Source organism: Hymenobacter caeli (assembly GCF_013294115.1).
Taxonomy (GTDB): Bacteria; Bacteroidota; Bacteroidia; order Cytophagales; family Hymenobacteraceae; genus Hymenobacter; species Hymenobacter caeli.
Genome location: NZ_JABSNP010000004.1, coordinates 23,904 through 45,289 on the forward strand (window position 1 = coordinate 23,904; position 21,386 = coordinate 45,289).

Genomic DNA, 21,386 nt, shown 5'->3' on the forward strand with positions numbered 1-21,386 from the left:
CGGGGCCCCCGCGCCCGGCCGGCGGCGGGGCGGAATAGCAAGGTGGCAAGATGGAATAGGGAGCCGCCAAGATGGGCCGCGGCAGGGCACGGCCGCGGCGGGGCCGTGCTTATCTTCCGGCCCTTATCCTATGCTATGCCCCCCGTGAACCGCTTATTTATTCTCCTGCTGCTAAGCTTGCTGCTGGGCGCGTGTACCCTCCTGCACCCCTACCGGCTGCCCACGCCGCCCGTGTCGCCCGAGCTGAAGGCGCAGCGCAAGGCCGCCGAGCGGGCCCGCCAGCAAAGCGCCCGGGCCGCGGGCAAGCACCGCAAGCAAAAGGAAGAAGCCGCTGCTGCCCCGCCCCCCGGGGCCGCCCCCGCCGCGGCCGACGCCGCCCCCGCCAAAGAGCCGTCGGCGGCCAACAAGGTGAAGTACGACAAGAAAACCGGGCTCGTGAAAAAGCCCAAGCTGATGCGCCGCCGCGTGCACAAAGCGCCCAAAAAGCCGTTCAAGCCCTTCGAGGCCATCGGCAACCTCTTCCACCCCAAATCCCACCCCCATGCCAACCCCAAACCCAGTTCGCCGCGCCCCGCCCCGGCTCCTTAGCGCCGGCCGCTGGCTGCTGGGCCTGGTGCTGACCGGCGCGGCCCTGCCCGCCCCCGCCCAAATTGTGCCCGAAACCCCGCGCCAACTCGACGCCGACAGCCGCCGCGCCCAGCGCGAGGCCCGCCGCACCCCCGCGCCTTACAAAGACAGCCACCTCGACGTGGCCCGCACCCGCCTGCAGCGCGGCGACGGCGACCAGCCCCGCCCCGACGGGGCCGACGCCCTGCGCTACCGCCACGGGGCCCCCGTGGTGGCCCGCAAAAAGAAATTTCTGAGCCGGGGCCGCAAGCAAAAATGAGCGCCAACTTGTTGCGCCGGGGAATGATTGGCCGCGGCCGGTGTTGTAGCCCGCGCCCCGGGGCCAACTGTGGCTCGTTTCTTGGCTCATTCTCACTCAACCAGTAACTTAAACGCCTGCCCATGTCCACTCCCTGGCTCCCCCTGACCGATGCCGCCCAAGTAACCGCCCTGGCCGATGAATCGCGCCAGCACCCGGTCATCGTTTTCAAGCACAGCACGACCTGCTCCATCAGCGCGGCGGCCAAGGCCAAAATTGAGCGCCAGTGGGCCGCCAGCGGCCTCGACGGCGTGCCGATTTACTACCTCGACCTGCTGCGCTTCCGTCCCCTCTCGGCTCAAATCACCGAGCAGTTTGGCGTGGAGCACCAGTCGCCGCAGCTGCTGCTCATCCAGAACGGCGAGGCCACCTTCAACGCCTCGCACATGGGCATCCGGCTGGACGCCGTGAAGGCGGCGGTAGCCGGCTAGTTCGGCCGCGCCCCAACAGCAGCGGGCCCCCGGCGCAACTTGCGCCGGGGGCCCGCTCATTTCTGAAGGAAGCTACCTAAACGGGCCTGCTGGGCCGTTTTCATGCCTTTGCTAAGAAGCTGAGTTAGCTAGAAAGTGTCGTAGATGGGCATGACCACTTTATTAACTCAAACAGCTTCTAGGGGATGGAACGCTACAGCGCGTAGTCGAACACGATGTGCTTGTCCACGTCGGGGTGCAGGCTCAGGGCCACGGGGCAGGTGCGGGCGGTGCGCTCCATCAGGGCCCGGTCGGCGGGGGCGAGGGCGGCGGGCAGCCGCAGCGCCACTTCGATGCGGGCAATGCGGCGCGGCGGCGCGGTGCTCATGTGCTTGGTGGTGGCGTAGGTGCTGCCGGCCAGGTCCACGTGGTGGCGCTCGGCCACGATGCCCATCGTGGTGACGATGCACGAGGCGAGGGCCACGCACACCAGGTCGGTGGGCGAAAAGGCCTCGCCCTTGCCGTGGTTGTCCACGGGGGCGTCGGTTTGGATAACGGTGCCCGAGGCCACGTGGGTGGCTTCGGTGCGGAGCTGGCCCAAATACTGGGCGGTGGCGGTGGGCATTGCGCGTATCTTTACTAGGGGTGGAGCCGGGGGCAGCGCAAAGGTAGCCGAACGGCCGAACCCAACGGGCCGCGCGCGGGTTTCGCAGGCAGCCTACCTTTGTTCCGTCCCGCGCCTAACTTCGTTGCCCATGCCGTCTTTTTGCCGCCTACTGTCCGGCCTGCTGCTGGCCGGGGCCCTGCCCCTGGCCGCCCGGGCCCAAACCCCCGCCGATACCGCGGCCCGCGCCGCGCCGGTGGCGCCCGCCCGCGCCCGGGTGCCGGCCCCGGCCCCGGTGCGTCCACCGGTGGTCACGGCGGCTCCGTCCGACGAGCAGTCGTACCGCAAGGAGTTCGTGTACGGCATCAACTTCAACACCCAGGGCGGCCTCATCGGGGGCCTGTCCATCCGCTCGACGCGGGTAATTGACGACCGGTGGCTGCGGTTCTGGAGCCTGGAGGGCGTATCGCTGAAAAACCAAAAGGAAGAGCGCGTCACCAACAGCGCCACCGGCGGCAGCTTTATCTACCACAAGACCAACTACGCTTTCGCGCTGCGGCCCTCGGTGGGCGTGCAGCGCATCCTGTTCCGCAAAGCCGCCGACGCGGGGGTGCAGGTGAACGCGCTGCTCAGCGCGGGCCCTTCCATTGGGCTGCTGATGCCCTACTACATCAGCTACGACTACACCGCCGCCAACACCGGGCGCTTCGGCAACGGCGACGACATCCGCGACGAGCAGTACGACCCCAGCATCCACGTGCAGGAGGGGGCCATTATTGACCACGCGCCGTTTTTTAGCGGCATCGGCAAGCTGCAGTTCGTGCCCGGGCTGCACCTGCGCGGGGCCCTTAGCTTCGAGTACGGCCGCTACCGCGACGCCGTGGCGGGCATCGAGGCCGGCTTCCTGGTGGAGGCCTACACCAAGCGCCTGCTCGTGCTCAGCCCCGGCACGCTCGGCGACCCGGCGCTCGTCAACAACCGGTTTTTCCCCTCGGTGTACCTCACGCTCTACATCGGCCACCGCTCGTAGGGCAGTAGCCATTAGCTGCTGGCTGTTAGCCGTTAGCTTTTTTTAGAATGAAATTACCCCATCAAGCTAATAGCCAACAGCTAGTAGCCAACAGCTGATATAATGATTGACCTGCCCATCCTCAACCAGCCCGAAACGGCCGCCCCGGCCCGCCCCCGCAAGCCCGACTGGCTGCGCGTGAAGCTGCCCGTGGGCCCCGAGTACGCCGCCGTGCGCAAGCTCGTGGACGAGCACAAGCTGCACACCATCTGCGAGAGCGGCAACTGCCCCAACATGGGCGAGTGCTGGGGCGCGGGCACGGCCACGTTCATGATTTTGGGCAACATCTGCACCCGCTCGTGCTCGTTTTGCGCCGTGGCCACCGGCCGCCCCACCGAGCTCGACCTCGACGAGCCCCGCCGCGTGGCCGAGGCCATTGCCCTGATGAAGGTGAAGCACGCCGTGCTGACCAGCGTGAACCGCGACGAGCTGAAGGACCGCGGCGCCGCCGTGTGGCACGAAACCGTGGTGCTCACCAAGCAGCTCTCGCCCACCACCACCATCGAAACCCTCATCCCCGACGTGAAAGCCAACTGGGCAGCCCTGGAAACCATGATTTCGGGCGGCCAGGAGGTGATTTCGCACAACATGGAAACCGTGGGCAGCCTCTACCGCCTCGTGCGCCCGCAGGGCCGCTACGACCGCAGCCTGGAGCAAATCCGCCGCACGAAGCTGGCCGGCCACCGCACCAAGTCGGGCATCATGCTGGGCCTGGGCGAGCAGCCCGACGAGCTGTACCAAGCCATGGACGACCTCGTAGCCAACGGCCTCGACATCCTCACCCTGGGCCAGTACCTCCAGCCCACCAAGCGCCACCTGGCCGTGGCCGAGTTCATCACCCCCGACCAGTTTGCCCACTACCGCGAGGAAGGCCTGCGCCGGGGCCTGAAATACGTGGAAAGCGGCCCCCTGGTGCGCAGCTCCTACCACGCCGAGCGCCACGTGAACGTGCCGGTTTAGCCAAGCAGCGGATGGCGTTCTTTACCGCGCGGGGCCGCCTGCGGCGGCGGCACTACTTTGGGCGCATCGCGCTGCTGTACGCCGCGGGCATCGGGTGCTACGCGCTGCCCACGCTGCTGCCGCAGATACCAACCATCGAACCCGTGGCCGTGGGAGGTTTGGTGGCCGTGGGCTACCTGCTCATCATTCAAATGTTGCAGCGCCTGCACGACCTGGACCTGCGGGCCTGGTGGGCCCTCACGAGCTTATTGCCCGTGGTGAGCTATGTGCTAGGGGCCGGGCTGCAGCTGGTGCCGGGCACCGTGGGCCCCAACCGCTTCGGGCCCGACCCTAAGCGGCCCGGGCTGCGTCCGGCGGCCCCCGCACCGCCAGCCCTCGGCGAGGACCTTGCCTCAGAAGCTGTTTGAATTAATTTGTGGGGCCCCGCACGCGCGGTAAAGAATCCTCTTGGTGTCTCCTCGCTGCCCGGTTTCGGCCTAACAGCAGACGCCAAGCGGCGTCGCTGAACGCAGCGGGTGCTAACTTAAACAGCTTCTCAGGCCCGTTGTAGGGATTTTTGCCGCAGCTTCCAGTAGCCGGCCCATAGGCCCAGCAGCAGCAGCCACCCGGCGTAGTCGTCGAGCGGCACGGCGGTGGGCGCATCGAGCGGGGTTTCCTGGGCGTCGAGGCTGGCGTTGGCGGCGAGGGTCTGGGCCTGCTTGCGGCGGAGGGCGGCCTTTTGCGCTTCGTTTTCGAGCGCCAGGAAGGAGGTCAGCGGCGTCAGCAATTGGTTTTGGAAGCTGGCCTGGATGAAAGCCAGGCGCTGGGCATCGGCCGCGGCGGGGTGCAGGGCCTGCCACTGGCCGTAGCCGCTCAGCCACAGGCCCGCCAGCCAGCGCGTGGCCGGGCCGGGGCCGGGGCCCAGCGACAGCGCGGCCTGCGGCTGGGCCAGCACCACGGCGGGGCGGCCGTCGTCGGGCAGGTAGGCGCGGGGGCGGGCCGCGGTGGGCCAGGCCCGCACGCCCCGGGCCCCGGCCGCCGCGGCACCCAGCGGCTGGGGCACCAGGGCCCGGTGCAGCGAGCGGGTTTCGGCGCGGCGGCCGGGGCTCAGCACCAGAAATTCGTCGCTTTCCGGGTAGGCCGCCGCCAGCTCGTCGAAGTCGGGGGCCAGTACCGTGGCGGCTACCGCGTCGGTCACCACCACCAGCACCGGGTAGCCGGGGCCCGGGTGCAGCTGGGCGTCGGCCAGCACGCGCTGCACGGCCCCGGTGAGGTAGCAGCCGCCCGCGTTGGGAAACGCGTCGAGCTGCTGTTGCCAGTCGGCCCCGGCCGGCACGGGGTGGGCGTAGGTGTTCACCAGCGTGAAGCGGGGCGGGCCCAGGCCCGGGGCCCCGTTGCGCAGACCCTCGGTCCCGCTGCGCAGAAAATCGGCCACCCGCTGCTCATACGCCGCTTTCAGCCCGCCCTTGCCCGCCGATGCGTCGATGAGGAAATGGTAGTACGGCTGGCGCTGCACCAGCGGCAACCGCTGTTTGGCCGCCGCGCTCAGGTACACCACTGCGCCGCCGGCGGTGGCCACGGGCCCGGCGGGCGCGGGGGCCCCGGCCACGGTGCCCAGCGCCACGGTTTGGCCGTCGATGGCCAGCGCCAGCGGTTCTTTGTGCAGCAGCTGGAAGCCCGTGCGGCGCACGGCGGCCCCCACTACCGGGTACACGCTGAGCCGCAGGCGGCCGGGCCCGGCGTAGGCCAGCAGGCCCGGGTCGCGGCGGTCTTGCTGGTGCAAAATCTGGGCGTACACCCAATCGGCGGCCTTTTGCTCGGCCAGGAGGCCGGACTCGCGGCGGCCGTTGATGTCGAGGTAATAGCCGCCGACCCAGCAGCCGGCCGGCAGCGCAAACGCGGTGCGGTACTCGCCCGGGACCGGGCCCCCGTCGGCGTTGGCTACCTCCAAATCCACCCAGCTCACCCAGGCCTGCTGGCGGGCATCGTAGCGGCTGCGGGCCGTGAGCCGGCGCAACACCGCCGGGGCCGGTGCGGGCCCCGGGCGAGGAAAGACGCTGCCGCCGGGGCCCTCTTCCGCCGCCGCCGTACGCTGCGCGAACACGGCTTCCAGGTGCGCCATCTTACTGTCCGACAAAGTCAGGTTGTCCAGCACCAGCCAGTTGTAATAGGCCGACAGGTAGGGCTGCTGCGAACCCATGAAAAGGTCGCGGGTGCCGGCTTTGTGCTGCCGCACCACGGCCAGCGTGCGGGCCAGCGCGGGCGCGTTGAGGGCGTAGGCCCGGGCGTAGTCGGGCCGGTACACGTAGGCCAGCGCCGCGTGCAGCACCTGGCGGTCGTGCCAGTAGCTGGCCGTGACGAGCAGCGGCAGCAGGGCCGCGCCGCCCGCCAGCGCGGCACGGCCCACCCAGCGGGCAAAACGGGGCCGCAGTGCTTCCAGGTCGTCGCTCAGCACCTGCACGTGCAGCACGAGCAGCACCAGCGGCGCAAGCATCAAAAAGCCCGTGCCGACGGCAATAACCGCCAGCACCGACAACGGCAGAAACGGCAGGAACACCAGGAAAAAATAGAATGTGTAGCCCAACAGGGCGCTGCGCCCCGCCAGCAGGGCCAGCCGCCACCCGGGCCGCTGCGGGTTTGGGCAGCACAGCAGCGCCCCGTTCAGCACCGCCAGGCCGTAGAACCACGGGCTGCAAAAGTTGCCGAAAATCCCCGCCTCGTGTCCCAGGCCTCCCCAAAAGGCTCCCGCGTTTACGGCCAGGCCCAGCACGGGCAGCACGAGCGAAACCACCACTTTCCAAGCAATCCCCAGCGCGGCGTCCGGGCGGTTCAGGCCGATGATGTACGCCCCGCGCACCAGGAAGAAGAGGAAAGCACAGGGCCCCAGCGCCAGCGCGGCCACGAGCAACGCCCCGCTAAGCAGATCTTGGCCCGGCAACATCCCATCCCATCTATCAAAAAAGCGGAGCGAAGACAGCAACAATCCCAGCAGCCACGCGGCCAGGGGCACCGCCGCGGCCAGCCCAAAGCTCGGCAGGGCCCGGTGCGGGCGGTCGGCGGGTGTGGCGTGCACCACCAGCAGCAACAGCGCGTGGGCCAGGGTGGGCATCACAAACGTCCAGGCGTACACCAGAACATCGGTGGGCACCATCCAGCGCGGCACGCTGCGGGGCAGCAGCTCGTCGCCGCAGGCCGTGCAGAGCCACAGAAATGCGCCGCCGGCCACCAGCGCGGCCCCGGCGTACCGGGCCCCGAGTCGCCGCCCGGTGGCCCAGCTCCAGCCCGCATAGCCCAGCGTGAAGCCCGCCAAAACGGCCCAGCCCAGCCCGCACTGCTGCCACCGCAACAGGCTCGCCGGCGGCAGTAGCGACTGGATGACGCCGTACTCCCCGCCGCACAGCAGCGCCAGCAACACAAGCGGGCCGGTGCTGACGACGAGTAGCCACCGGGGGTTTTGCAGGGTACGCATAAGGAAAAATGCCGGTCGCGGATAGAAGGAAAAATTGCCTGCTGCGGCCAGCGACGGCTATCCTGGCAGCATGACAAATGTATTATAAAGAACTTTGAATTTCAAAGTAAATGTGCCCAAATAAGATTTTTTCCCCGTGTTACGAGCAATATTCAACGACCAGCCGCTTCTAAATCGAAGATTTCTTCAAACAAAAAAGGCCCTTTCCAAGTCGGAAAGGGCCTTTCTGGTAATAAGCAGCAACGCGGCCTAGCGGCGCACCTGGTTGTCGGTGGGCGGGTAGGTCTCGAGGATGCCGGTCACGATGCGGGTGGCTTCCTCCTGGGTGATGTTGTTCTGGTTGAGCTGGGCCATGCCCGTGCCGCGCCAAGCCAACTCCTTGCGGCGGGCGTCCACGATGTCGATGATGACCGTGCCGGCTTTGTACTGCGAAACGCCGCCGTAGCCGCGGCCAAAGCCGCCGTAACCGTAGCCGTAGCCACCGTAGGGGTAGCCCCCGTAGTACGGAGACACCTCTTGCTTGTTCTCCACGCGGGCGGTGTAGGCGATGAACACGTCGGGGGCCTGGCCCGGGGCGGCTTCGGTCAGGCCTTTGTTGGCCAGGTCGGCCGATACCGCGGCGCGAATGCGTTGGTCAACGAACGACTCGTAGCCCTTGGCGGGGCCGCCCTGGGTGTCGCCGGATTGGCGGGGGTACCAGGACCAGGTTTTGTAGGCGCGGAAGTTGACGGCGTGGTCAAAATCGTTGGATACGCCCACGTGCGACGTGGTGCAGCCAACGGCCCCCAGCAGCAGGGCCAGGCCCGTGGCTACCAGCGCGGTAGGACGGGTAAGATAACGGGAAATAGGGTTCATGGCGGAATAAAAAGGACGAGAAAATAGCCTGGCGGCTCCGGGGGTACAACGGCGGCCGGCGGTCATTATTTCAACGAAAAACTACCGGTCCGCGTTCCGGCGCAACAAGAATGCTACTGGATAATCCAGCAATCTTTCTATCTTACCGCGCTGTTCTCCTCCTCTCTCATTCCAATGACTCGAATTGCATTGCTCTTATTGGTCGCCGCCGGGCTGGGTTCCTGCACCGCCGCCCGCGACGAACGCCTGCGCACGGCCAACGCCAACCGCACCCCGCAGCCCCACACCACCATCGTGGATTGCCCCGTGTACGACGGCATGACCAAAACCTCGACCGTGCTGGCGCAGTCGCCCACCGGCACCGAGGTACAGGTCACCGACACCATCAACGCCTATTTCGTGAAGGTGCGCCTCGACAAAGACGGCAAAACCACCACCGGCTACATGGACCGCCGCTGCTTCGGCGTGCGGGGCGATAAGTAAGTTAAAAGAGAGTTAAAAGGTAAGAGGCCCGTCCGGTAATTCAGACGGGCCTCTTAATTTTTAACCCCCAACTTTTAACTCCTAATAAGAAGGGCCTTTGTCGGCCTGCACCAGCTCTTCTTCCTGGTCCACGTACTGCTCGATGGGCGTGCAGCTGCAAATCAGGTTGCGGTCGCCGTAGGCCGAGTCGATGCGGCTCACGCTGGGCCAGAACTTGTTGGCGCGCACCGATTCCAGGGGGTACACGGCCTGCTCGCGCGAGTAGGGGCGGGTCCAGTCGTGCACGAGCACGGTGGCGGCGGTGTGCGGGGCGTGCTTGAGCACGTTGTCCTTGGCGTCGGCGCGGCCGGCTTCCACCTCGGCAATCTCCTTGCGGATGGCAATCATGGCGTCGCAGAAGCGGTCCAGCTCGGCCTTGCTCTCGCTTTCGGTGGGCTCCACCATCAGCGTGCCGGCCACGGGGAAGCTCACGGTGGGCGCGTGGAACCCGTAATCCATCAGGCGCTTGGCGATGTCTTCGACCTCGATGCCGGCCTTTTTGAAGTGGCGGCAGTCCAGAATCATCTCGTGGGCGCAGCGGCCGTGGCTGCCGGTGTACAGCACCGGGTAGTGGGCCTCCAGGCGGGCCTTGATGTAGTTGGCGTTCAGGATGGCCAGCTCCGTGGCGCGCTGCAAGCCGTCGCCGCCCATCATCGAAATGTAGGCGTAGCTGATGGGCAAAATGCTGGCCGAGCCCCAGGGCGCCGCCGACACCGCGCCGCTGCTGCGGCCTTCCACCGGCACCACGGCGTGGCCGGGCAGGTAGGGGGCCAGGTCGGCCACCACGCCGATGGGGCCCACGCCGGGGCCCCCGCCGCCGTGCGGGATGCAGAAGGTTTTGTGCAGGTTCAGGTGGCACACGTCGGCGCCGATGATGGCGGGCGAAGTGAGGCCCACCTGGGCGTTCATGTTGGCGCCGTCCATGTACACGCGGCCGCCGTGGGCGTGAATCATCGCGCAGATTTCGATGATGGTTTCCTCGTACACGCCGTGTGTGCTGGGGTAGGTGACCATGAGGGCGGCGAGGCGGTCGGCGTGCTTGTCGGCCTGGGCCCGCAGGTCGGCCAGGTCGATGTTGCCGTCCTCGCTACTTTTCACCACGACGACTTCCATGCCCGCCATCACGGCCGAGGCGGGGTTGGTGCCATGGGCCGAGGACGGGATGAGGGCCACCTTGCGGTGGTGGTCGCCGCGGGCCTCGTGGTAGCCGCGGATGGCCAGCAGGCCGGCGTACTCGCCCTGGGCCCCCGAGTTGGGCTGGAGACTGACGGCGGCAAAGCCGGTGACTTCGCACAGCCAGGCTTGCAGGTCGCTGAAAATCTGCTGGTAGCCCTTGGCTTGCTCCACGGGCGCGAAAGGGTGCAGGCCCCCGATTTCGGCCCAGGTCACCGGAATCATTTCGGCGGTGGCGTTCAGCTTCATCGTGCACGAGCCCAGGGCAATCATGCTGTGGGCCAAGCTCAGGTCCTTGTTTTCGAGCTGCTTCATGTAGCGCAGCAGCTCGTGCTCTGTCTGATGCGTGTTGAAGACCGGGTGGGTGAGGTACTCGCTGGTGCGGGCCAGGCCGGCGGGGGCCAGCAGCTCCACTTCTTCCAGCGGCGCGGGCTTCTCCGTCTCCTTGCCCAGCACCTTGCCGAACACGTCGAGGATGTCGGCCACGTCGTGCAGCTCGGTGTTTTGGTTGAGCGACAGGCCCACCCGCACCTCGCCGAAGTAGCGGAAGTTGAGGCCCCGGGCCTCGGCTTCCTGGCGCACGGCCTGCTGCATCTCGGCGCTTTCCAGGCGCAGGTTCAGGGTGTCGAAGTAGAAGGCGTTGGTTTGTTCCACGCCCAGGGCCCCCAGGCCGGTGGCTAGCGTTTGGGCCAGCGCGTGGGTGTTGATGGCGAACTGCCGCAGGCGCTGGGGCCCGTGGTACACGGCGTACATGCCGGCCAACACGCTCAGCAGCACCTGCGCGGTGCAGATGTTGGAGGTGGCTTTTTCGCGGCGGATGTGCTGCTCGCGGGTTTGCAGGGCCATGCGGTAGGCCTTGTTGCCGGCCGCGTCGATGCTCTGCCCGATCAGGCGGCCGGGGATGACGCGCTTGAACTGGTCGCGGCACGAGAAGAAGCCCGCGTGGGGCCCCCCGTAGCCCATCGGCACGCCGAAGCGCTGCGAGTTGCCCACGCACACGTCGGCGCCCAGCTCGCCGGGCGAGGTGAGCAGCGTGAGGGCCAGCAAGTCGGCCGCCATCACCACGAACACGTTCTCTTTTTGCGCGCTGGCGATGAAGTCTTTGTAGTCGAAAATCTCGCCGTCGGCCGCCGGGTACTGCACCATGGCGCCGAAGAAATCGGGGCCGCTGAGGTCGGCCTCGCGGTGGTCGCCTACGACCAGCTCGATGCCCACCGGCGTGGCGCGGGTGCGCAGCAGGTCGATGGTTTGGGGCAGCACCTGCTCCGAGACGAAGTATTTATAAGCCCCTTTTTTCTTCGTTTGGCTGTGCAGCATGTGCATGGCCTCGGCGGCGGCGGTGCCCTCGTCGAGCAGGCTGGCGTTGGCAATTTCGAGGCCCGTGAGGTCAATCACCATCGTCTGGTAATTGATGAGGGCTTCGAGGCGGCCCTGGGCAATTTCGGCCTGGTAGGGCGTGTAGGCGGTGTACCAGCCGGGGTTTTCGAGGATGTTGCGCTGGATGACCGGCGGCAGCGTGGTGTCGTGGTAGCCCAGGCCGATGTAGCTCTTAAACACCTGGTTCTGGCTGGCAATCTGCTTGAACTTCGCCAAAAAAGCCCGCTCGCTGAGGGCGGCGGGCAAATCCAACGGGCGCGGCAGGCGGATGGCGGGCGGCACGGTTTCGTCGATCAGCTGGGCCACGCTGGCCACCCCGATGGTGCGGAGCATGGCCGCCTGGTCGGCGGCGCCGGGGGCGTTGTGGCGGGCTTCAAAAACATCGGCGGGCTGGGGTTTCAGCGACATCGGCAGGGGTATGAAGTGGGGGTGGCGGGGTGTGAAACCCTACAACAAAGGTACGGTCTAAACGTCCCGGCCGGGGCCCTAATCGGTAGCTTTGTCCAACGTTTCCACTCAGTGCACGGGCCCAGCACGGGGTGGTCCGGCGACTTTTTCAGTCGTCGGGCCACGCTGGCTACTGCCCGGGGCCACTCTAGCTACTGCCCGGGGCCGCTGTTCAATGGTAAGAGTGGTCCGACGACAGAAAAAGTCGCCGGACCACCCCAAACCTCGTTCTCCCTACTCACTTTCCCACCGCTTTATGCTCACCATTGGCCTGCTCCGCGAAGGCAAAACGCCCCCCGACCGCCGCGTGCCCCTCACGCCCAAGAAGTGTGTGGAGGCCCAAAGCACCTTCCCCGGCCTGCAAATTGCGGTGCAGAGCAGCCCGCACCGGAGCTACGCCGACCAGGAGTACCGCGACCTGGGCATAGAGGTGCGCGACGACGTGGCCGGCTGCGACGTGCTGCTGGGCGTGAAGGAGGTGCCCGTGGCCCAACTGCTGCCGCACCAAACGTACCTGTTTTTCTCGCACACCATCAAGGCGCAGCCCGCCAACCAGCCGCTGCTACGCGCGGTGCTGGACCACCACATTAAGCTCATTGACTACGAGCTGATTACCAACGGGCGCGGCGAGCGGGTAGTGGCCTTCGGGCGCTACGCCGGCATCGTGGGGGCCTACAACGGCCTGCTCACCTACGGCCGCAAGCACGGCCTGTTTGCCCTCAAGCCGGCCTACCAGTGCGTGGACATGGACGACATGCAGGAGGAATACTTCAAAGTCAAAGCGCTGCCGCCCATCAAGATAGCCGTGACCGGCACGGGCCGCGTGGCCCAGGGGGCCCTGGAGGTGCTCGACCGCGTGGGCATCCGGCGGGTGAGCGTGTACGACTACCTCTACCACGATTTCCGCGAGCCGGTGTACACCCAGCTGGGCTCGGCCGACTACAACAGCCGCCGCGACGGCCGCGTCTGGGACACGCCCGACTTCCACCGCCACCCGGAGGCCTACGAATCCACGTTCGGCCTGTTCGCGCCCGTCACTGACCTGCTGATTGCCTGCGCGTTCTGGCACCCGGCGGCCCCGCGCCTGTTCGCGCTGGCCGACGTTGGGGGCCCCAACTTCCGCATCAACACCATCGCCGACGTGACCTGCGACGTGAACGGCTCCATCCCCGTCACGCAGCGCAGCAGCACCATTCCCGCCCCGGCCTTCGACTACGACCCCGCCACCGGGGCCCTGGCGCCGCCCTACTCGGGGCCCCAAACCATCACGGTGATGGCCGTGGACAACCTGCCCTGCGAGCTGCCCCGCAATGCCAGCCGCGACTTCGGCCGCCAGCTGCTCGACCACGTGTTCCCCCAGTTTTTCAACGGCGACGCGGGCGGCGTGCTGGCCCGCGCCACCATCGCGCAGGATGGGGAATTGACGGAGCGGTTTGGGTATTTGGCGGGATACGCAGGTGTTTAACTACAGAGGCTTTGGGGCCTTGTGCGAAGACGATTTTTCTGATTATTTCATACAATCAATTAGACGACTACCTATTTCATTTGCGCCGATTAATATAATTCCCCCGCTATAATCATGAAGATTTATGAGCACATGGAGGCCCACTTAGGGCACATTACGCGAGGCTGGGGACCCCCGTCAGGAAATGCTTTTGGGATTGAAGTTTCCTTGTTCGAGAATATCCCAGAAGTAGGAATGAATACTTTCTCTACGCTCGGCCTAAGCAATCATATCCTTGCCATTGGCAACAAGCAAGTACGTCAGGAGCTTCTGTTTGGGGTTTCCAACACCTATCCTATAGATGACGTTGCCTCTTTTTTGATAACATTCGCAGAGGGCATAGCTGTTGGAGGCCGTGGCCTGCTGCGAGGAGAGGTCATAGCGGAAAAGCCGTTAATACAGGATGTGATGACAACCGGTGTATACGCTTCAATACCAGTTTTGTGGCCCGAAGAATTACATGTTTTCGAAGGTTCTTCCCCCAAAACAGTTTTTGTTTGGTTACTGCCGATTTGCAGAGCGGAAATCGAAGTAATTACTGCAAAAGGGTGGAATTATTTTGAGGATTATCTAGAAGATGTGGAAGTCGATTTCTGGGATTTAAATAGACCTTCTCTCTTCTAATTAGGGCCCCTACCGTACTAGGGCCCCTACCGTACCCGGTACAGCCTAATGCCGGCTGGGGGGGCGTGCTGGCCCTCAACGCCAAGCTTTACCTTCGCCGAGCACCCAGAATTTCGATAATGGCCACCATTACCCAGCTTTCGCAGCTCGACCTGAGTGGCTTCTACAATTACGCCGACTACCTGAGCTGGAAGTTTCCGCAGTACGTGGAGCTGGTGGGCGGGCGGGTGCTGCCACCGATGCCGGGGCGCAGCCCGCAGCACCAGCACTACCTGCTCAACCTCATGGTGGCGGTAAATGCGTTCCTGAAAGGACGGCCCGGCGCGATGGTCCAGATTCCATTTGACGTGTGCCCAACGTACCGTCCCGGCCAGGCCGACGACCAGATTTTGACGGTGGTACAGCCCGACTTGATAGTAGTGCACGACCCGGCCAAGCTGGCCGAACGCGGCTGTTTTGGGGCCCCCGACTGGGTGATTGAAATCCTCTCGCCCGGTTTCGTAAATCGCGACATCAAAACCAAGTTCGACCTCTACCAGGAAAGCGGGGTGCGCGAGTACTGGATTGTGTTCCCCGGCATTAACTCGGTGACGACCTACGTGCTCGAAAACGAGCAGTATATCCTGGCGGCCGAGTACGCCGCGCCGGGCCCTATGCCCGTGGCAACCCTGCCCGGCCTGGCCGTGGAGTGGGCCGACGTGTTCGACGATTTCCAGGAGTCTGAACCTCGCCTCTAGTCCACCGGCCGGGTGGCCACGGCAATCTTAGAATCGGCGGTGCCATAGTATAGAAACCAGGTGGACTTGAAACGCGCCAGCCCTTCCAAAAATACCACCTGGTTAACTTGGCCGGTGCGCTCGTAAAGCTTGTCGGGGCGCATGAAGTAGGTGTCGGTGCGCTGGAGCAGCTTGCTGGGGTCGTTCTTGTCGAACAGTGCTTGAGCCGCCGTGTAGATGCCTTCTGGCAGCGACTTGTCGCCGATGGCGGGCACGTTGCGGCTGTTGTAAATCAGGCAGATGCCCTGGTCGGTGAGCATGGCCGGGGGGCCTGATTCCACCAGGTCGCTGTCGAACTTGCCGGCGCGGGTGGGCAGCACCACCTTCAGGTGGGGCAGGGTGAGGGCCTGGGCGCGCAGCGGCACGGGCGGCTGCTCGCCGGGGCCCATTTCCAGCGGTGTCCAGTGGATGAGGTCGTCGGAGGTGGCCAGCCAGATTTGGGCGTCGCCCCAGTACATCCAGTACTTGCCCTTGATTTTGGTGGCCACAATGCGCCCGTCGGGCTCGTACGTGGACACGATGGCGCCCGATTTGCTCCACTTGCCCAGGTACTTGCCGCCGGCGGCCCGGGCGAAGGCGTTGCCGTACTTCGTCCAGTGCCGCAGGTCGGGCGAGGAGGCCACGTGCAGGCGGGCCAGCTTGCCGTCGTAGGCCGTGTAGGTCATGTAGTAGGTGCCGCTGGCATCCTCCACCACCCGCGGGTCCTCGGTGCCGCCGGTTTCGTACGGCTGCTGGGCGTCGTGGGCGGGGTAGAGCACCGGCGCTGGTTCGCGCACGAAGTGGATGCCGTCGGTGCTGCTGGCCAGGCCGATGCGGGAAGCCTTGCCGAAGGTGGTAACCTTGTTTTCGGCCCGGTACAGCATGTACACCTTGCCGCCGCGCACCACCACGGCGGGGTTGAACACGTCCTTTTCTTCCCACAGCACGATCCTCTTCAGTACGGGGTCGGTGAACTTGCCCACCGGGCTGGGGCCCATAATGGGGTTGGCGCTGTCCACTTTCGTGAAGTTCAGCAGGGCCCAGCGGTTGGCCTGGGCCGGCTGGGCGGTGGCCACCGGCGCCGTGGCCACGGTGGCGGCGTTGGGCGTGCCGTTGCAGCCGGCCAGCAACAGCAGCGCGGGGCCCCAGGCGCGGCGGGCGTACTCATCGAAAGAACTCATTCGTTCGCGGGGTTAAAAACGGCGGCGGTACGCCGCTGCAAGTAGCGCATTTCAGAGCCGCCCACCGGGGCCCTACTCTTCGCCCCGCACCCGCTTGTACACCGCAAACTCATAGAACGGACGCAACAGGCGCACCACGTCGAGGGCGTCGGCCAGGGCTTCGTGGGCCACGGTGGTATCCTCAAATTGGGCACGAACCTTGGCAATAGCCATACTGGGCAAGCGGCTGTCCTTGCGCCAGTTGAGGTAGAGCAGGGCGGGGTCGATGGTGGCGGGCTCCGACTTGACGATGGTGCCCCAGCCGGGCAGCTGCTGCAAAAAGAGCAGGTCGAACACGGCCACGTTCTTGCCCGCCAGAATGAAGCGCACCCGGTCCCTGGGGTCGGGCCGGAAGCCCTCGGCCACCAGAAACGCACGCAGCTGCGGCAGCACCTCGGCGGGGGTACAGCGCTCGGCCGGGGGCCCCAGGGCGGGGTCGGCCAGCTCGGCCAGCAGGCGGGCGTTCAGCACCAGGGCCCCGGGCGTGCCCACAATTTCGGGGTGCACCAGCAGCCGGCGGAAGGCGGGTAGCTCCGCCAGCGGGCGCGGGCGCTTGGTGTCTTCCACCACGGCGGCCAGCTCTAATACCTGGTGGCGGGCGGGGTCGGAGCCGCTGGTTTCGAGGTCGAGGGAAACGTAGCGCATAGCAAAAAACGGCGAGGAACAGCAGGCTGGCTAACGGGCCGGGGCCGCCGTATGAACAAAAGAAGCCCCTTTCGCTCGGAAAGGGGCTTCTCGCAAATCTGGTGACTTAGCTAAGCGGGGCTTAGAACGTCTTCTGGAACCAGCCTTTGATGTCGTCGATGGCGTGGCCGGTCTTCTCCTGCAGCTGGCCGAACCACTCGTCCTGCTGGCCTTCCTTATACGTTAGGTCGTCGTCGGTGAGGTTGCCCCACTTCTGCTTGGCCTGGCCTTTGATTTGGTTCCAGTCGCCGCGGGCCTGGTACTCGGTGCTTTTCACGTCGGCCTGGGTGCTGGCGTCGCTGGTTTTGCTGTTGAACCAGCTCTTGATTTCGTCAATCGTGCTGCCGGTTTTCTCTTGCAGCTTGCCGTACCACTCGTCCTGCTTGCCGTTGGCGTAGGTCAGGTCGTCGTCGGTCAGGCCGGCCCATTTCTGTTTGGCTTCGCCTTTGAGCTGGTTCCAGTTGCCCCGGGCTTGCAGCTCGGTGTTGTCGCTAATGTTGTTCTGATTAACGTCCATGACGGGGAATGTTTAAGTTGAAAAAGGAATGATGGGGGTGGGAAAGAAGCACTGTGCACCCTTGTACGGCGGCGTTTGAGGTTGGGTTAAGGCCCGGCGGGGCCAACCCTAAATTTTGTTGTTCCCGCCCGGGGCGGGCCGCGGCTAATTCGCTAGGCTGCCCACCAGCACGGCAAACAGCACCACAAATACGCCCACGCCGGTACCGTAGCCGCCCCAGCTGCGCTGGCGCTTGCGGCGGTTGGCCTGCTCCTGGTAGCCGCGCCGGTAGTCGGGGTCGGCGAGCAGGGCCGGGGTGGGGGGCCGAAGGTTTTCGGCCTTCACCGCCTTGCCGCTGATGATGGCCGGCGCGACGACGCCGAACAGCGGGCCCGCGTAGAGCGTGGCCCCCAGCGTGGCCCAGTACGGGCCGTGGTCGGTGTAGTGGCCCAGGGCGTCGCGCCGGCCGTAGGCCAGCCGCTGCCCGGGCGTGAGGCCCGGCAGCAAATCCGGGGGGCCGTCGGGGGCCGGGGCCCCGGCCGCGGGGTGCAGCAGCTCGCGGGTGCCGTTGGCGTAGCGCACCAGAAACACCTCGGCCACGGGTAGCGTCAGGGTATCGGGGGCGGCCGGGGCGGCGGGCAGGTAGCGCAGCGCGGTGGGCGTGAGCACGAGCACCCGGCCGCGGACTTCCTCGCCGTCGAGGCGCAAAATGGTGTCGAGGCACGGGGCCGCCCCGGGGCGCACCGGGGCCTGGGCGCGGGCGGGCAGCAACGCGCAAAGCGCGGCGGCCAGGAGTAGAAATAAACGCATGGTAGAAAACAATAAACCGTTGATTGTCTTGGTATTGGTATAATGCGCGGCCTTAGCGGTGCCGCGAATTGAAGCCGAACAGCAGGCTGATGCGGGCCCCGCCGTTGCCGGGCACCACGGCCAGGTTCACGGGGAAGTTGAGGCCGCTGCTGGTGCGAAACGACGTGCCCAGCGCCAGCACCACGTTGGCCCCCAGCGGCGTCAGGTTGGGGCCCAGCCCGAACTCGAATCCCTTGGGCCCCCGCACGCCCAGGATGCCGCTCACGCTCGGCACGAACTTGCCCTGCTCCAGGCCGCCCACCAGGGGCACGAACTCGGCCAGGCCGCTCACGCCGTTGGGCAGCCGGAACAGGCGCGTTTCAAACTGCCACCCGAACTGCGTGAGAAACGGGTTGAGGTTGCCGTAGCCCGCCTCCTGGCGGCCCCGGTTCAGGGGCCCGTCGGTGAGCACGGTGAAGCCCAGGCGCGGCCCGCTGAGGTGGATTTCCTCGTCGGGCAGCACCACGTCGCCGGGCACCACGGGGCCGGGCGGCACCGCCGCGGCGGTCGGGGCCGGGGTGGGGGACACCCGGGGCACGGCCGGGTACAGGACCGGGGTGGGGGCCGCCCCGAACACGTCCTTCGCGCCGTTGGCGTAGCGAATCATGAACACTTCGCTCTTATACACGCTGATGAGCGGGCCGTCGGGGTTGTCGGTGCGGCGATACTTCACCTCCAGCGGGGTGATTTCTAGCACCTTTACCGCCAGCTTGTCGCCGTTGCGCTTGGTGAGCAGGTCTTGGGCGTGGGCGCGGCCGGCGGCCAGCAGGGCGAGGGCCAAAATGAGTAAGCGGGGGGCCATGGCAAATGGGGTTTTGGTGAAGGGGTGGCCCAAAGGTGCGGGTACCCATTCGGCCCGTGCTAATCAAAAAACGGGATAGTCCGACCCTGGAAAATACCTGTTTAGATAAAATTATGCTTGATAGCCAAGGAGATAATTAAATAATATGGGACATTGTTATTTCCTGCTAACTTGCTCAGGCGTTGCCAGAACGGCCCCGCTTCTGCCCCGATGGACGACCTGCGCACCACCCTGCTCACCCTTGGCCCCGACGACCGGCGCGACTTCGACGTGTTTTTGCTGCGGCAGCGCCGCAAAACCGTGGGCCGGCTCGACTCGCAGCTCTTCGCGCTGCTCACCCAGCCCGGGGCCCTGACGCCGGCCCAGCTCATCGCCCGGCTCTACCCCGCCCGGGCCAACGCCGTGGCCTACTACGCCCTGCGCAAGCGCCTGCTGCGCCACCTCACCGATTTTTTGCTGCTGCGCCAGCGCCAGCTCGACACCACGGCCGCCGCCTCGGTGCGCGGGCAGCTCACCCTGGCCCAGTACCTGTTCGAGGCCGGCATCCCGCGCCTGGCCTGGAGCGTGCTGGCCAAGGCCGAAAAAGTGGCCCGCGCCAACGAGCAGTACGAGCCGCTCAACGCCGTGTACAACCTCCAGATTCAGCACGCCGACGCGGCCCACGCCCCCGACCTGGCCGCCGTCATCGCCCGCCGCCACGCCAACAAAAAGGCCGCCGACGAGGAGGAGCGGGCCAACATCGCCGACAGCCTGCTGCGCCTGCGCCTGCGCGAAGCCCGGGTGCGGGGCCGGGCGGCGGCCTCGTTCGACGCCATCATGCACGAAATCCTGGCCGAGTACGACTTGCAGGAAGCCTTCGCCCGCTCGCCCTCGCTGCTGTGCCGGCTCATGTCCATTGCCCGCAGCGCCATGCTGGTGCGGCGCGACTTTGCCACCTTCGCGCCCTTCATCGAGCGCTGCTACCAGCTGATGGCCCGCCGCCACGGCTTCGCGCCCGCCCAGCGCGGCTACCAGCTCCGGCTGCTCTACATGCTGGCCCACGCCCTGTACCGCTCGCGGCAATTTGCCGCGTCGGTGGCCTACCTCGAGCAGGGGCGGGCCCTGCTGGCGGCGGGCCCCAGCCGGCAGCACGGCGAGTTCGGGCCCCGCTTCACGATGCTGCTGGCGGCCAACTACGCCTTCCTGCACCGCAACGCCGACAGCATCGGGCTGCTGGAAAATACCCTGCGGGCCGCCCCGCCGCTGCCCGTGCCCGACGACCTCACGGCCCGCCTGCAGCTCACCTTCCACTACTTCGCCGAGGGGGCGTTTGCCAAGGCCAACCACGCGCTGATGGGCATCGCCCGCACCGACCACTGGCTCGAACAGCACCTGGGCCTGGAGTGGCTGCTGAACCGCAACCTCGGCGAGATGCTCATCCAACTCGAGCTGGGCAACACCGACCTGGCCCAGAACCGCCTCCAGGCCATCGAGCGCACGCTGCGCGAGCAGTTCCCGGCCACCTACGCCCCCGAGCCCGAACCTGTGCCCGAGCCCGAAGAAGCAGCCGTTGAAAGCGTCGCGCCCAGCGGCGACGGCGCGGCAGAAACCGCCGATGCCGCCGCGGCCACTGCCCCCGCACCGCCGGCCGTGGAGCTAACCCCCGCCGGGGGGCCCTACCGCTACGTGCTGGGCTACCTGGCCCTGGTGCGCAAAATTCTCGACGACCCGCTCGCCGCCCGCCGCCCCGAATTTGCCGAAAAAGTGGCCCAGCTGCCCGATTTCGTGCCCCTGCAACGCGAAGACCTGCAAGCCCGCAGCTTCTACGCCTGGCTGCACGCCCGCATGCTGGGCCGTCCTTACTACGAAGTGCTGCTGGAAATAGCCGCCGGCTAGGGCCCTGGCTCCAAACCCAAAAAAAGCCCGAACCCTGTGAGGGGGTTCGGGCTTCGGGGCAGCGCTAATACTTAGGCTTGTCAACTATAGGCCAATAGGTTAGCTAAAAAATATAAACTTTGCGCTGTATCTGAGCGCAGCCCGAGCATTTCTTCGGCTGCGCCGAACGGCTCTGACGCGCAGCTGACAACGCGCGCGGCTACTTAGTTCTTCATGCCTTGTTTGAGGTTGGCTTTGGTTTCGGCGGCCGACTTGGCAGCGGCGTCGCCCAGGGCGTCCATGCGGTGGCCGGCTTTGTCGGCGGCCGCCTTGGCGTTGGCTTTAGCTTCGGCGGCTTGGGCGTCCATCTTGGCTCCGGCGGCGTCCATTTTTGCGCCCATTTTATCCCCAGCGGCGTCCATCTTAGCTCCGGCCTCGTCCATCTTGGCGTCCATCTTGGCCCCGGCGGCGTCCATTTTGGCTCCGGCTTCGGCTCCGGCCGCGTTCATTTTCGCCCCGGCCTCGTCCATTTTTGCCCCGGCCTGGTCGGCGGCGGCGTTTGCGTCGGCCGAAGGCTCCACGGTGGTGGTTTTGGTCGTCGTGGTGCCGTCGGCCGTTTGCTCGGTAGCTTTTTCGGTGTTGCTGGTGCAGGCAGTGGCGGCCAGGGCTACGGCGGCGGCGGCAACGAGGGTTTTGAAGGAAATTTGCATGACTGGGAATTTAAGAAGTGAAGGGAGAATACGACCGTTAATGGGCCGCGGGGCCAAAAGGTAACCCGGCCGCGGGCGGGCGATAGGGCGGGGGTTTC

21 protein-coding genes are annotated in these 21,386 nt (G+C 66.1%); 11 read left to right on the forward strand and 10 right to left on the reverse strand.

The genetic code is table 11. The features are described from left to right. Nucleotides 1–144: 144 nt before the first annotated feature. From HNP98_RS05345 to ytxJ, 3 genes are all read left to right on the forward strand, one after another. Nucleotides 145–588: a hypothetical protein gene (locus HNP98_RS05345; RefSeq protein ID WP_173809018.1), complete on the forward strand. Its 444-nt coding sequence runs from the start codon at nt 145–147 to the stop codon at nt 586–588. After that, nucleotides 542–886, forward strand: a complete 345-nt coding sequence (locus HNP98_RS05350; RefSeq protein WP_173809019.1) for a hypothetical protein — start codon at nt 542–544, stop codon at nt 884–886. Before HNP98_RS05345 ends, HNP98_RS05350 begins: the two co-directional genes overlap by 47 nt. Nucleotides 887–1,008: 122 nt before the next feature. Continuing rightward, on the forward strand, nt 1,009–1,356 hold the full coding sequence (gene ytxJ / locus HNP98_RS05355) for a bacillithiol system redox-active protein YtxJ (RefSeq protein WP_173809020.1): 348 nt from the start codon (nt 1,009–1,011) through the stop codon (nt 1,354–1,356). A gap of 193 nt (nt 1,357–1,549) precedes the next feature. On the opposite strand, the gene HNP98_RS05360 is transcribed toward ytxJ, so the two are convergent. After that, entirely contained in the window at nt 1,550–1,960 is a 411-nt protein-coding gene (locus HNP98_RS05360; protein ID WP_173809021.1) for an OsmC family protein, read from the reverse strand. Nucleotides 1,961–2,090: 130 nt separating this feature from the next. Between HNP98_RS05360 and HNP98_RS05365 the strand changes: the two genes are divergently transcribed. The 3 genes from HNP98_RS05365 (at nt 2,091) to HNP98_RS05375 (ending at nt 4,375) form a co-directional block, all read left to right on the forward strand. After that, nucleotides 2,091–2,969 carry a hypothetical protein gene (locus tag HNP98_RS05365; RefSeq protein ID WP_173809022.1) on the forward strand — a complete coding sequence of 293 codons (879 nt, stop codon included), beginning with the start codon at nt 2,091–2,093 and terminating at the stop codon, nt 2,967–2,969. Between the two features lie 102 nt (nt 2,970–3,071). Then, a complete protein-coding gene (gene lipA, locus HNP98_RS05370) occupies nt 3,072–3,968 on the forward strand; it encodes a lipoyl synthase (RefSeq protein WP_173809023.1) in 897 nt (298 codons plus the stop codon). Nucleotides 3,969–3,979: 11 nt separating this feature from the next. Then, nucleotides 3,980–4,375, forward strand: a complete 396-nt coding sequence (locus HNP98_RS05375) for a DUF805 domain-containing protein (protein ID WP_173809024.1) — start codon at nt 3,980–3,982, stop codon at nt 4,373–4,375. A gap of 128 nt (nt 4,376–4,503) precedes the next feature. Here the strand turns inward: HNP98_RS05375 and HNP98_RS05380 are convergent, their stop codons facing one another. Both HNP98_RS05380 and HNP98_RS05385 read right to left on the reverse strand, forming a co-directional pair. Further along, complete coding sequence (locus tag HNP98_RS05380) at nt 4,504–7,416, reverse strand: MSEP-CTERM sorting domain-containing protein (protein ID WP_173809025.1); 2,913 nt, start codon at nt 7,414–7,416, stop codon at nt 4,504–4,506. A gap of 249 nt (nt 7,417–7,665) precedes the next feature. Next, the gene (locus HNP98_RS05385; RefSeq protein ID WP_173809026.1) at nt 7,666–8,271 is read right to left on the reverse strand and encodes a DUF4136 domain-containing protein; all 606 of its coding nucleotides are present in this window, start codon (nt 8,269–8,271) and stop codon (nt 7,666–7,668) included. 174 nt (nt 8,272–8,445) lie between these two features. Between HNP98_RS05385 and HNP98_RS05390 the strand changes: the two genes are divergently transcribed. Beyond that, nucleotides 8,446–8,754, forward strand: a complete 309-nt coding sequence (locus HNP98_RS05390; RefSeq protein ID WP_173809027.1) for an SH3 domain-containing protein — start codon at nt 8,446–8,448, stop codon at nt 8,752–8,754. Nucleotides 8,755–8,835: 81 nt separating this feature from the next. On the opposite strand, the gene gcvP is transcribed toward HNP98_RS05390, so the two are convergent. Continuing rightward, nucleotides 8,836–11,751: an aminomethyl-transferring glycine dehydrogenase gene (gcvP, locus tag HNP98_RS05395; RefSeq protein WP_173809028.1), complete on the reverse strand. Its 2,916-nt coding sequence runs from the start codon at nt 11,749–11,751 to the stop codon at nt 8,836–8,838. Nucleotides 11,752–12,046: 295 nt separating this feature from the next. On the opposite strand from gcvP, the gene HNP98_RS05400 reads away from it, so the two are divergent. The 3 genes from HNP98_RS05400 to HNP98_RS05410 all read left to right on the forward strand — a co-directional run bounded on the left by HNP98_RS05400 (nt 12,047) and on the right by HNP98_RS05410 (nt 14,655). Continuing rightward, entirely contained in the window at nt 12,047–13,255 is a 1,209-nt protein-coding gene (locus tag HNP98_RS05400; protein ID WP_173809029.1) for an NAD(P)-dependent oxidoreductase, read from the forward strand. Nucleotides 13,256–13,369: 114 nt separating this feature from the next. After that, a complete protein-coding gene (locus HNP98_RS05405; RefSeq protein WP_173809030.1) occupies nt 13,370–13,918 on the forward strand; it encodes a suppressor of fused domain protein in 549 nt (182 codons plus the stop codon). 119 nt (nt 13,919–14,037) lie between these two features. Continuing rightward, nucleotides 14,038–14,655, forward strand: coding sequence for a Uma2 family endonuclease (locus HNP98_RS05410; protein WP_173809031.1), 618 nt, complete (start codon nt 14,038–14,040; stop codon nt 14,653–14,655). On the opposite strand, the gene HNP98_RS05415 is transcribed toward HNP98_RS05410, so the two are convergent. The 5 genes from HNP98_RS05415 to HNP98_RS05440 form a co-directional block, all read right to left on the reverse strand. After that, nucleotides 14,652–15,854: a glycoside hydrolase family 130 protein gene (locus tag HNP98_RS05415; RefSeq protein WP_246274991.1), complete on the reverse strand. Its 1,203-nt coding sequence runs from the start codon at nt 15,852–15,854 to the stop codon at nt 14,652–14,654. The genes HNP98_RS05410 and HNP98_RS05415 overlap by 4 nt on opposite strands. 72 nt (nt 15,855–15,926) lie before the next feature. Then, nucleotides 15,927–16,538: a 3'-5' exonuclease family protein gene (locus HNP98_RS05420; RefSeq protein ID WP_173809032.1), complete on the reverse strand. Its 612-nt coding sequence runs from the start codon at nt 16,536–16,538 to the stop codon at nt 15,927–15,929. Between the two features lie 121 nt (nt 16,539–16,659). Next, on the reverse strand, nt 16,660–17,094 hold the full coding sequence (locus HNP98_RS22425) for a CsbD family protein (RefSeq protein WP_380266804.1): 435 nt from the start codon (nt 17,092–17,094) through the stop codon (nt 16,660–16,662). Between the two features lie 144 nt (nt 17,095–17,238). After that, nucleotides 17,239–17,883: a hypothetical protein gene (locus HNP98_RS05435; RefSeq protein WP_173809033.1), complete on the reverse strand. Its 645-nt coding sequence runs from the start codon at nt 17,881–17,883 to the stop codon at nt 17,239–17,241. A 52-nt stretch (nt 17,884–17,935) separates the two neighbouring features. Then, nucleotides 17,936–18,724 (reverse strand): hypothetical protein, encoded by a 789-nt coding sequence (locus tag HNP98_RS05440; RefSeq protein ID WP_173809034.1) that lies wholly within the window; start codon nt 18,722–18,724, stop codon nt 17,936–17,938. A gap of 171 nt (nt 18,725–18,895) precedes the next feature. Here HNP98_RS05440 and HNP98_RS05445 point away from each other — a divergent pair, with 171 nt between their 5' ends. After that, nucleotides 18,896–20,599, forward strand: a complete 1,704-nt coding sequence (locus HNP98_RS05445; RefSeq protein ID WP_173809035.1) for a hypothetical protein — start codon at nt 18,896–18,898, stop codon at nt 20,597–20,599. A gap of 203 nt (nt 20,600–20,802) precedes the next feature. On the opposite strand, the gene HNP98_RS05450 is transcribed toward HNP98_RS05445, so the two are convergent. Next, a complete protein-coding gene (locus HNP98_RS05450; protein ID WP_173809036.1) occupies nt 20,803–21,288 on the reverse strand; it encodes a hypothetical protein in 486 nt (161 codons plus the stop codon). Nucleotides 21,289–21,386: the final 98 nt, after the last annotated feature.

What these genes read in the sequence shown, in the direction of transcription:
- HNP98_RS05350 (WP_173809019.1), top strand. Translation starts at nt 542, where the DNA reads ATGCCAACCCCAAACCCAGTTCGCCGCGCCCCGCCCCGGCTCCTTAGC.
- ytxJ (WP_173809020.1), top strand. Translation starts at nt 1,009, where the DNA reads ATGTCCACTCCCTGGCTCCCCCTGACCGATGCCGCCCAAGTAACCGCC.
- HNP98_RS05360 (WP_173809021.1), bottom strand. Translation starts at nt 1,960, where the DNA reads ATGCCCACCGCCACCGCCCAGTATTTGGGCCAGCTCCGCACCGAAGCC.
- HNP98_RS05365 (WP_173809022.1), top strand. Translation starts at nt 2,091, where the DNA reads ATGCCGTCTTTTTGCCGCCTACTGTCCGGCCTGCTGCTGGCCGGGGCC.
- lipA (WP_173809023.1), top strand. Translation starts at nt 3,072, where the DNA reads ATGATTGACCTGCCCATCCTCAACCAGCCCGAAACGGCCGCCCCGGCC.
- HNP98_RS05375 (WP_173809024.1), top strand. Translation starts at nt 3,980, where the DNA reads ATGGCGTTCTTTACCGCGCGGGGCCGCCTGCGGCGGCGGCACTACTTT.
- HNP98_RS05380 (WP_173809025.1), bottom strand. Translation starts at nt 7,416, where the DNA reads ATGCGTACCCTGCAAAACCCCCGGTGGCTACTCGTCGTCAGCACCGGC.
- HNP98_RS05385 (WP_173809026.1), bottom strand. Translation starts at nt 8,271, where the DNA reads ATGAACCCTATTTCCCGTTATCTTACCCGTCCTACCGCGCTGGTAGCC.
- HNP98_RS05390 (WP_173809027.1), top strand. Translation starts at nt 8,446, where the DNA reads ATGACTCGAATTGCATTGCTCTTATTGGTCGCCGCCGGGCTGGGTTCC.
- gcvP (WP_173809028.1), bottom strand. Translation starts at nt 11,751, where the DNA reads ATGTCGCTGAAACCCCAGCCCGCCGATGTTTTTGAAGCCCGCCACAAC.
- HNP98_RS05400 (WP_173809029.1), top strand. Translation starts at nt 12,047, where the DNA reads ATGCTCACCATTGGCCTGCTCCGCGAAGGCAAAACGCCCCCCGACCGC.
- HNP98_RS05405 (WP_173809030.1), top strand. Translation starts at nt 13,370, where the DNA reads ATGAAGATTTATGAGCACATGGAGGCCCACTTAGGGCACATTACGCGA.
- HNP98_RS05410 (WP_173809031.1), top strand. Translation starts at nt 14,038, where the DNA reads ATGGCCACCATTACCCAGCTTTCGCAGCTCGACCTGAGTGGCTTCTAC.
- HNP98_RS05415 (WP_246274991.1), bottom strand. Translation starts at nt 15,854, where the DNA reads ATGAGTTCTTTCGATGAGTACGCCCGCCGCGCCTGGGGCCCCGCGCTG.
- HNP98_RS05420 (WP_173809032.1), bottom strand. Translation starts at nt 16,538, where the DNA reads ATGCGCTACGTTTCCCTCGACCTCGAAACCAGCGGCTCCGACCCCGCC.
- HNP98_RS22425 (WP_380266804.1), bottom strand. Translation starts at nt 17,094, where the DNA reads ATGGACGTTAATCAGAACAACATTAGCGACAACACCGAGCTGCAAGCC.
- HNP98_RS05435 (WP_173809033.1), bottom strand. Translation starts at nt 17,883, where the DNA reads ATGCGTTTATTTCTACTCCTGGCCGCCGCGCTTTGCGCGTTGCTGCCC.
- HNP98_RS05440 (WP_173809034.1), bottom strand. Translation starts at nt 18,724, where the DNA reads ATGGCCCCCCGCTTACTCATTTTGGCCCTCGCCCTGCTGGCCGCCGGC.
- HNP98_RS05450 (WP_173809036.1), bottom strand. Translation starts at nt 21,288, where the DNA reads ATGCAAATTTCCTTCAAAACCCTCGTTGCCGCCGCCGCCGTAGCCCTG.